The organism is Kineosporia sp. A_224, from assembly GCF_002198655.1.
Classification (GTDB): domain Bacteria; phylum Actinomycetota; class Actinomycetes; order Actinomycetales; family Kineosporiaceae; genus R-H-3.
In genome coordinates this window covers 21,071-30,498 of record NZ_MWLN01000233.1, presented here as the reverse complement: position 1 = coordinate 30,498, position 9,428 = coordinate 21,071, and the positions used below count along the sequence as shown (strand labels likewise).

Here is a 9,428-nt window from a genome sequence, read left to right as displayed (position 1 = left end):
CACCCCACCTCCCTTCCCCATGCCCCTTGCCGGGCACCAGTTCCAGAGCGAGGCTGACCTCATGGCCACCGTGGGCAGATGGCGCCGCAGGGGCGCCGCCGACGACGCGAGCGCCCTCGACCCGGAGGTCCTCGGGGCGCTGCGCGCCACCCACCTCCTGCTCGTGCCGACGACGGCGAGCGTGGACGACGTCTCCGACCTGCTCCGGGCCCGGGTGCCGCTCGCGGGTGACCTCGCCAAGGACGGCGAGGTGGCCCTCGGCCGGCACAGCCGCCTCACCGGGCCGTACATCCTCTCGATGGAGGACGCCGTCGCCGCGGGCGTCCCGCTGCCGTGGACCGTCGTCTACGCCCTCGAGGCCCCGGTCGAGCGCGAGGACCCGCCGCTGGCCGGCGTCGACGACCGCGACGGGTTCGCGCAGTCGTTCCCCGGCGGCCTGCCGTGGCGCGAGGAGGGCCGCACGCTCGGCCTGCTCGTCGCGATGGCCCGCCGGGTCGGCGGCGCCGTCCGGATCGGCGGCCCCGGCGGCGGGCCGGACCGGCTCGTCCAGCCGGACCCGCACCGTGCCGTCGACCACGTCGTCCACTCGCCGTTCTGGGTCGAGCCGGGCACCCTGCTCGGCGTCGTGACCCGGGAGGTGCCGACGGCCCGGCTCGCCGCCGAGGGCGAGACCTGGCAGGGCCCGGCCGAGTCGGCCTACACCGGCGCGCTGATCCTCTCCGACCTCGCGACGGAGGTCGTCGACCCGACCGGCACCCTGGCCCGGCACGCGAACAGCGGCCAGGTCGACAAGCAGGCGCTCGGGGCGCCCGACCCGGTCGACGCGTACGCGGTCATCGCGCCGCTCGGCCCGGGCGGCCACCACGGCGCGGTCGAGGTGCTCGTGCACGTCGCGGACGGCGACGAGACCGCCGCGCACCACGAGGACTGGGGCAGCCGGCCGTTCGTCACGTACGAGGTGAGGTGGCTCTGCTCCGAGCCGGACGCCTTCGAGCGCGAGCGCCGCGTACCCGACGAGCGGTACCTCGCCGTCCGCTCCCGGGTGGCCCCCGTCGTGGTCGCCGTGACCCGCGCCGTGGTCGAGGCGACCAGCGGGATCGTCACCGACGAGGACGGGTTCTGGCTGGACCGCTACCGCCTCTGACCGCACCCCCGACCGCAGCCCTGATCACGCCCCCGATCGCCAGGGGGCCCGGCCTCAAGTTGCCTGGTCGCACGCCGATGCATACCTCGTCCGATTCCGCGAGGAGGAGCACCGGATGGATGCGATCGACGAGATCGTCGCCGAGTTCTTGGTCGAGTCACATGAGAACCTCGACCAGCTCGACCGAGACCTATTGGCGCTGGAGCAGAACCCGGGATCGCGGGAGCTGCTGGCCAGCGTCTTCCGCACGATCCACACCATCAAGGGCACGAGCGGGTTCCTGGCGTTCCACAAGCTGGAGAAGCTGACCCACGTCGGCGAGAACCTTCTGAGCCGCCTGCGGGACGGCCGGATCGAGCTCAACGACGACCGGGCCACGTCCCTGCTCAAGATGGTGGACGCCGTCCGCGGTCTGCTCGCGGCCATCGAGGCCACGGGCGCCGAGGGCGACGCCGACCACAGCGAGCTCATCGCGACGCTCTCGGCGCTGCTCGAGGACGGTGCAGCCCCTGCGGCCGCGCCGGCCCCGGCGGCCGAGCAGCCCGCGGAGCAGGCCGCGGACGCCGAGGTGACCGCGCAGGCCGAGCCTGTCGCGGCGGCCGAGGCCGCGGACGCCGAGCACACGGACGCCGAGCAGACGGACGCCGAGCACGCGGGCGACGAGCACGACGACCACGCCGCCGCGGAGCACGCGGACGACGAGGCCGGCGAGCACGCCGACCCGGCGGTCGCGGGCGCCCCCGCCGCACAGGCGACGGCGGCCGCGGGCGGCGGCAGCACGTCGTCCGTTGCCACCGCCACGAAGGCGAAGACGCCGGCCGAACCGGCCGCCGTCCCCGCCCAGGGTGCGCCGCCCATCGGCGAGGTGCTCGTCACGGCGGGCGCCGCGACGAAGGACGCCGTCACGGTCGCGCGCATGGAGCAGGGCCTCGGGGACAACCGTCCCCTCGGCTCGATCCTCGTCGACCACGGCGCGGTCACCCCGGCCGCGGTCGAGCACGCGCTGGAGGCGCAGAGCGGTCACCGCTCGGTCGTCGACAGCTCGGTGCGTGTCGACGTCGAGCTCCTCGACTCCCTCATGCGGCTCGTGGGTGAGCTCGTGCTCGCCCGCAACCAGCTCGTGTCACGGCTCGACGACGCGAAGGACGCCTCCAAGGACTCGTCCCTCGCACGGTCGGCGCAGCGGCTCAGCCTGGTGACGAGCGAGCTGCAGGAGCAGGTCATGAAGACCCGCATGCAGCCGGTCGACTCGGTCTGGTCGAAGATGCCGCGCGTCGTGCGGGACCTCGCGAAGACGTGCGGTCGCCTGGTGCGGCTGGAGATGGACGGCCGCGAGACCGAGCTCGACCGCTCGGTCCTCGAGGCCATCAAGGACCCGCTGACCCACCTGGTCCGCAACGCGGTCGACCACGGCATCGAGCCGCCGGACGTCCGCAAGGCCGCCGGCAAGCCCGTCGAGGGCGTGCTCCGGCTGCGGGCGTACCACGAGGCCGGCCAGGTCCACCTGGAGATCATCGACGACGGCGCCGGCATCGACCCGCAGCGGATCGCGGCCAAGGCGCTCGAGCGGGGTCTCATCTCGCAGGCGCAGCTGGCGACGATGACCAGCCGGGAGATCATGCACATGATCTTCCTGCCCGGGTTCTCGACGATGGCGGCGGTGACGAACGTGTCCGGCCGCGGGGTCGGGATGGACGTCGTGAAGACCCGGATCGAGGGCATCGGCGGCTCCGTCGACGTGTCCAGCAAGATCGGTCAGGGTTCGACGTTCCGGCTCACGATCCCGTTGACGCTGGCCATCATCCCGGCGCTGACGATCGGCTGCGCGCAGCGCCGCTACGCGGTGCCGCAGGTCAGTGTCCTCGAGCTGGTGCGCCTCAACGGCGAGCACGCCCGGGGCGGCATCGAGCTCATCTCGGGCGCCCCGGTGTACCGGCTGCGGGACATGCTCCTGCCGCTGGTCCGCCTGGATGAGCAGCTGGGCCTGGTGCCGATGGGTGCGGCGGACGCCGACGGCGTCGTCGCGGACGAGTCGCGCGGCGGGTTCATCGTCGTCCTGCACGCCGAGCAGCAGCGCTTCGGGCTGGTCGTGGACGACGTCCTCGACACCCAGGAGATCGTCGTCAAGCCGCTGGGGCGCCACCTCAAGGGCATCCCGGTGTACGCCGGCGCGACGATCCTCGGGGACGGGTCGGTGGTGCTGATCCTGGACGCCGCGACCCTGGCGAGGCGGTCGAACGTGCTGAACAACTCGGCGGGCCTGGCCGCGGCCGACACCGCCGACGAGGCGGAGGTCCTGGACCCGGTCCTCGTGGTCGAGGTCGCCGGCGACCGGCGGGCAGCGATCCCGCTGGAGATGGTCACCCGGCTGGAGGAGATCCCGTCGGCGTCCATCGAGCACGTGGGCGGCCGGGAGGTCGTGCAGTACCGCGGGCACATCATGCCCCTGGTGCGGCTGTCGACCCTGCTCGGTGCCTACGGCAGCGAGGGTGGTGGCGAGGGCGTCCAGCTCGTCGTCTACACCCGGGGCGAACGGTCCGTGGGCTTCGTCGTGGAACGCATCCTCGACATCGCCTCGGAGCGGATCGGGACCCGCAGCGACATCGACGACCACGCCCTCGTGGGCTCGGTCGTCATCGGGGACAAGGTCGTCGAGCTCCTCGACGTCGAGAGCGCCGTCCTCGCCGCGGACCCGAACTTCTACACCGTCGCGGCGTCCACGGACACCGCCTACGAGGAGGCCCTGGCATGAGCCAGCTCTCGACGTTCGTCGTCGGCAAGTACCTGTTCGGCGTCGACGTGTCGCTCGTGCAGGAGGTCGTCCGGCTGCAGTCGATCACCCCGGTGCCGCTCGCGGCGCCGGCGATCGCGGGCCTCATCAACCTCCGGGGCGAGGTGCTCACCGCGATCGACCTGCGGGTGCGGATGGGGATGACCCGTTCGACGTCCGAGCGGGACCCGGTCAACGTGGTCATCCGGGTCGACGACGAGCCGGTCAGCCTGCTCGTCGACGAGATCGGCGGCGTCCTGGAGGTCTCGCAGGTGCCGTTCGAGCAGACGCCGAGCACGGTCGACGAGCGGGTCCGGGAGATGCTCCTGGGCGCCTACACGCTCCCCGACCGGCTCCTGCTCGCGCTCAACGCCCAGCGGGTGCTCGCGCTCGCCGAGGACGCCCGCGCGGCCTGAGCCGCTCGCACGGCCGCGCGGTCCGGGGGACCGCGCGGCCCGCCCCCGCTCGTCACGAGTGGTTCCGGTCCGAGCCACGCACGCTCTTGGAGACCTCCGATGTCGCAGCTGTTCCAGGCCGGCTCCGCCACCGCGGCGCCGGCGCGCCGCCTCCGTTTCGCGGACCTGAAGCTCCGCACGAAGGTGCTCGCCCTCGTCGGCGTGTCTGTCGTCGTCACGACGACGTGCGTGGGCGTGGGCGCGGTCTCGCTCAACAGCGAGAAGGCCCAGCTGAAGACCCTCGTCGCGAGCGACGTCGCCGCGGCGGTCCAGGCCGCCGACACCCGTGGACAGGTCGCGGTGTTCAGGCGGTTGACGCTCCAGCTCATCCTCGCAGACTCGCCGGAGCTGTCGGCGAAGGCGGTCACCAAGCTCGCGGAGACGGAGAAGAAGGTCGACGAGGGCGTGGCCGTCCTCACCCAGGTCGCGACCGGCGACGGGGACGCGAGCAAGGTCGCCGACGCGGCCAAGACCTGGGACGCGATGCGAACGTTCTTCCACGACAAGATCGAGCCGCAGGCCAAGCGCAACGACCTCAGCCCCGTGCAGTCCGCGGCACTCGCGTCGCTGGCCGTCGACGAGTACGGCACGGTGGCAGACGAAGCCGTGGTCGCGTTCGAGGCGCTCAAGACCGAGAAGCGCAAGGACCTTGACGCCGGCGCCGCCGAGGCCGCAGCGGTGGCGGACCGGGCCCGGACCACGCTGCTCGTCGTCGCCACTCTCGGGGCCCTCCTGCTCGTCGCCCTCGGCTGGTGGATCGCCGGTGCCGTGGCGGGCCCCGTGGCGAGGCTCAAGACGGCGATCGACGGTCTCGCGGACGGCGACCTCACGGTGCCGGTCGACGTGGACTCCCGGGACGAGGTCGGCCAGATGGCCGCGTCGCTCACCGTCGCCCAGGCCGCGCTGCGCGAGTCGATGACGACGATCGTGTCGTCGTCCGCCACGCTCGCCGGCAGCGCCGAGGAGCTCAGCGTCGTCTCGGCGCAGGTCGCCGCGAGCGCCGAGGAGACCTCGGTGCAGTCGGGGACCGCGGCCGCCGCGGCCGAGGAGGTCTCGCGCAACGTCCAGACGGTCGCCGCGGCGACCGAGCAGATGTCGGCGAGCATCCGGGAGATCTCGCAGTCCTCCACCGAGGCCGTCCGGGTCGCGCAGGCCGCGGCCGAGGAGGCCCAGACCGCCACCGGCACGGTCTCCAAGCTCGGCGACTCCAGCCGGGAGATCGGCGACGTCGTCAAGGTCATCACCTCGATCGCCGAGCAGACGAACCTGCTCGCGCTCAACGCGACGATCGAGGCCGCCCGGGCCGGCGAGGCCGGCAAGGGCTTCGCGGTCGTCGCGAGCGAGGTCAAGGACCTCGCCCAGGAGACCGCCCGTGCGACCGAGGACATCTCGCGCCGCATCGAGGCGATCCAGACCGACAGCGAGGCCGCGGTCGCGGCCATCGCGCGGATCGCCGAGATCATCGAGGAGGTCAACTCGTACCAGACGACCATCGCGTCGGCGGTCGAGGAGCAGACCGCCACGACCTCGGAGATGAGCCGCAACGTGCAGGACGCGGCCTCGGGGGCCGGCGGGATCGCCGGGAACATCGAGTACGTCGCGACCGCGGCGCAGTCCTCGAGCACGGGCATCGTCGAGGCGCAGCGCGCCGCCGCCGAGCTCGCGCAGCTCTCCGGGGACCTGCGGGAGCTCGTCTCCCGCTACCGGGTCTGACCCCGCACGGGACCAAGCACGGGACCACCACCAGCCCCACCCGAACACCGCAGCACGTACTTCACCCAAGCGATTCCAGAATCCGACCGGTCGTGCCGACAAAGACACTGCACCGGACGTCACCACCCAAGGAGCTTGCGATGCTGGCACTCGTCGTCGACGACTCTCGGGCCATGCGGTCGATCCTCACGCGACTGCTCACCGGCCTGGGCTTCGACGTCGCACAGGCGGGGGACGGCGCCGAGGCACTGACGGTGCTCGACGCCGGTGCGCGCCCCGACGTCATCCTCGTCGACTGGAACATGCCGGTCATGGACGGCCTGACGTTCATCAAGAACGTCCGCGCCCGCGAGGACCTGCGCGACATCTCGCTCATGATGGTCACCACCGAGAGCGAGCAGAACCAGATCGTCCGCGCGCTCGCGGCCGGCGCGCACGAGTACGTGATCAAGCCGTTCACGGACGAGGTCATCGCCGAGAAGCTCGCATTGCTGGGGCTGGTGGCCGCATGACCCCGACACCCGGGCGCATCCGGGTGCTCGTCGTCGACGACTCCGCGGTCATCCGCAAGATCGTCACCGAGGCCCTGGGTGCTGATCCCACGATCGAGATCGTGGGCATCGCCAACAACGGCCAGGAGGCCGTGGCGAAGGTCGAGGCGCTCAAGCCGGACGCCGTGACGATGGACATCGAGATGCCCGTCATGAACGGCATCGACGCGGTCCGCGCCATCCGGCGCTCCCAGTCGCGGCTGCCGATCGTCATGTTCTCGACGCTCACCGAGCGCGGCGCGTCCGCCACCCTGGACGCCCTCGCCGCGGGCGCGAGCGACTACGTGACGAAGCCGTCGAACGTGGGCAACTTCGCGGAGAGCCAGAAGAACATCCGCGAGCAGCTCATCCCGAAGCTCAAGGCGCTCACCGGGACGCGGCGTGCCGCGGCCGGGGCGGCCGGTGCGGCCGGCGCGAAGGCGCCCGCCCCCGTGCGTGCTGCGGTCCCGCCGGCGCAACGCCGTCCGCGTACCGGGCCGTTCGGCGTCCTCGCGATCGGCTCGTCGACCGGTGGTCCCGACGCGCTGGCCCAGGTGCTCCCGCTCCTGCCGGCCTCGCTGCCGGTGCCCGTCGTCGTCGTCCAGCACATGCCCCCGCTGTTCACCCGGCTGCTCGCGCAGCGCCTCGACGTCACGTGCAAGCTCACGGTCGTCGAGGCGTCCGAGGGTGAGCTCATCGTCCCCGGCAAGATCGTCATCGCGCCGGGCGGCAAGCACCTCGTCATCAGGCGCAGCGGCACGAGCGTCGTCGGGCACCTCACCGAGGACCCGCCGGAGAACTTCTGCCGGCCGGCCGTCGACGTCCTCTTCCGTTCCGTCGCAGCCGTCTACGGGGACCGCGTGCTCGCGTGCGTCCTCACCGGCATGGGCCGCGACGGCGAGAAGGGCGCGGGGGTCATCCGGGCCGGCGGCGGCGAGGTCTACGCCCAGGACGAGGCGACGAGCGTCGTCTGGGGGATGCCCGGCGCCGTCGCCGGCGCGGGCCAGGCCGACAAGATCCTGCCGCTGCAACGCATCGGCCCCGACATCGCCACGGCCCTGAGCCGCGGCCCGGCACCCGTGGGGGTCGGATCATGAGCCTCGGCGCAGCAGACTTCACCTACGTCACGACGATGATCCGGCAGCGCAGCTCGATCGACCTGCAGCCGGGCAAGGAGTACCTCGTCGAGAGCCGGCTCGCGCCCATCGCGCGGCAGGCGGGCGAGACGGACGTCGCGGGCCTCGTCGCGCGGCTGCGTCGCGGCGACGCGGCGCTCACCGACGCCGTCGTCGACGCCCTCACGACGAACGAGACGTCGTGGTTCCGGGACGCGCACCCGTTCGACGCGTTCACCAACCACCTCCTCCCGGACGTCGCGAAGTCCTCGACGACGCGGCAGATCAACATCTGGTCGGCGGCGTGCTCGAGCGGGCAGGAGGCGTACTCGCTCGCGATGCTCCTGCTCGACTGGCTGCCGCTGCACCCCGGGTACAGCGCGAAGATCATCGGCACGGACATCTCGCCGAAGATGGTCGAGCGGGCCCGGGCGGCGAAGTTCAGCCAGCTCGAGGTCAACCGCGGGCTGCGGGCGCCGTACCTCGTCAAGTACTTCGAGCAGCAGGGCCGCGACTGGATCCTCAAGCAGCCGCTGCGCGACCTGTGCCGGTTCGAGCGGGGCAACCTCGCGACGCCGGCGGTCGGGGTCCCGACGTGCGACATCGTCTTCCTGCGCAACGTCCTCATCTACTTCGACCTGCCCACCAAGCGCACCGTGCTCACGCACGTGCGGCGCGTCCTGCGACCGGGCGGGTTCCTCGTGCTCGGTGGCGCGGAGAGCACCCTCAACCTCGACGACGCCTTCCAGCGGATGGAGCTGGGGAAGGCCGTCGTCTTCCGGCACACAGGAGGTAAGGCATGAGCGCCATCGACGAGTTCGAGGAGGCCCGCGAGGACCTCGAAGCGCTTCTCATCGAGGTGCTCGGCTCGGTCTTCAGCGAGGAGGCCATGCCGGTCTGGGACGACGCCCTGCCGCCCGGGCCGATCGTCTCCTCGCGACTGGCCATCCACGACGAGGTGGACGACAGCTACACGATGGTCGAGGTCCGCACGAGCGCCATCGTCGCGCGCGTCCTCGCCAGCCGGATGCTGCTCACCGCGGACCCGGGCCCGGACGACCTGCTCGACGCGGTCGGCGAGCTCGGCAACATCGCCGGCGGGAACGTCAAGTCCCTCCTGCGTCACTCGTGCCGGCTCTCCCTGCCGCTGGCGGAGATGACGGACGACGCCGCGGCACCCGACGTCGACGGCGTCACGGTTCGTGCGGCTGTGCTCGGTCAGGTGGTGGAGCTCACCGTCCACCTGGCCGGCGACATCGAGGGCCTCACCTGGCCCGGATCGGCAAGCGAAGAGGTAGTGGAGACACCGGCATGAAGATCTTGGTAGCTGACGACAGCAAGGCGATGCGGATGATCGTCGTCCGCACGCTCCGGCAGGCCGGCCTCGGGGGGCACGACATCATCGAGGCGGAGGACGGGAAGCAGGCCTACGAGATCGCGCGGGCGCAGAACGTCGACCTCGTGCTCTCGGACTGGAACATGCCCGAGATGACGGGCATCGAGCTGCTCAAGGCATTGCGCAGCAGCGGTTCCGAGGTCCCGTTCTGCTTCGTGACGTCCGAGGGGTCGGACGAGATGCGCGAGCAGGCCTCGCAGGCCGGTGCGATGGGCCTCATCGCCAAGCCGTTCACGTCCGACGCGTTCGGGGACATCCTCGCGCCCGTCGTCGCCTGACCCACCGCGCGCCCCGGGCGCGCACCG

Annotated in this window: 9 protein-coding genes; all 9 read left to right on the top strand. The window is 72.1% G+C overall.

Features of this window, described 5'->3' with window-relative positions:
- Nucleotides 1–1,144: hypothetical protein (locus EDJALFJO_RS31685; protein WP_233150153.1), on the top strand; the 1,144-nt coding region annotated here is incomplete at its 5' end.
- Nucleotides 1,145–1,259: 115 nt separating this feature from the next.
- Nucleotides 1,260–3,896, top strand: coding sequence for a chemotaxis protein CheW (locus EDJALFJO_RS31680; RefSeq protein ID WP_088290621.1), 2,637 nt, complete (start codon nucleotides 1,260–1,262; stop codon nucleotides 3,894–3,896).
- The gene (locus EDJALFJO_RS31675) at nucleotides 3,893–4,330 is read left to right on the top strand and encodes a chemotaxis protein CheW (protein ID WP_088290620.1); all 438 of its coding nucleotides are present in this window, start codon (nucleotides 3,893–3,895) and stop codon (nucleotides 4,328–4,330) included. Before EDJALFJO_RS31680 ends, EDJALFJO_RS31675 begins: the two co-directional genes overlap by 4 nt.
- Before the next feature lie 99 nt (nucleotides 4,331–4,429).
- Nucleotides 4,430–6,082: a methyl-accepting chemotaxis protein gene (locus tag EDJALFJO_RS31670; RefSeq protein ID WP_088290619.1), complete on the top strand. Its 1,653-nt coding sequence runs from the start codon at nucleotides 4,430–4,432 to the stop codon at nucleotides 6,080–6,082.
- Nucleotides 6,083–6,222: 140 nt separating this feature from the next.
- The gene (locus tag EDJALFJO_RS31665; protein WP_088290618.1) at nucleotides 6,223–6,594 is read left to right on the top strand and encodes a response regulator; all 372 of its coding nucleotides are present in this window, start codon (nucleotides 6,223–6,225) and stop codon (nucleotides 6,592–6,594) included.
- On the top strand, nucleotides 6,591–7,709 hold the full coding sequence (locus EDJALFJO_RS31660; RefSeq protein ID WP_088290617.1) for a chemotaxis response regulator protein-glutamate methylesterase: 1,119 nt from the start codon (nucleotides 6,591–6,593) through the stop codon (nucleotides 7,707–7,709). Before EDJALFJO_RS31665 ends, EDJALFJO_RS31660 begins: the two co-directional genes overlap by 4 nt.
- Complete coding sequence (locus EDJALFJO_RS31655; RefSeq protein WP_088290616.1) at nucleotides 7,706–8,530, top strand: protein-glutamate O-methyltransferase CheR; 825 nt, start codon at nucleotides 7,706–7,708, stop codon at nucleotides 8,528–8,530. Before EDJALFJO_RS31660 ends, EDJALFJO_RS31655 begins: the two co-directional genes overlap by 4 nt.
- Nucleotides 8,527–9,042: a chemotaxis protein CheX gene (locus EDJALFJO_RS31650; protein WP_088290615.1), complete on the top strand. Its 516-nt coding sequence runs from the start codon at nucleotides 8,527–8,529 to the stop codon at nucleotides 9,040–9,042. Before EDJALFJO_RS31655 ends, EDJALFJO_RS31650 begins: the two co-directional genes overlap by 4 nt.
- Entirely contained in the window at nucleotides 9,039–9,401 is a 363-nt protein-coding gene (locus EDJALFJO_RS31645) for a response regulator (protein WP_088290614.1), read from the top strand. Before EDJALFJO_RS31650 ends, EDJALFJO_RS31645 begins: the two co-directional genes overlap by 4 nt.
- Nucleotides 9,402–9,428: the final 27 nt, after the last annotated feature.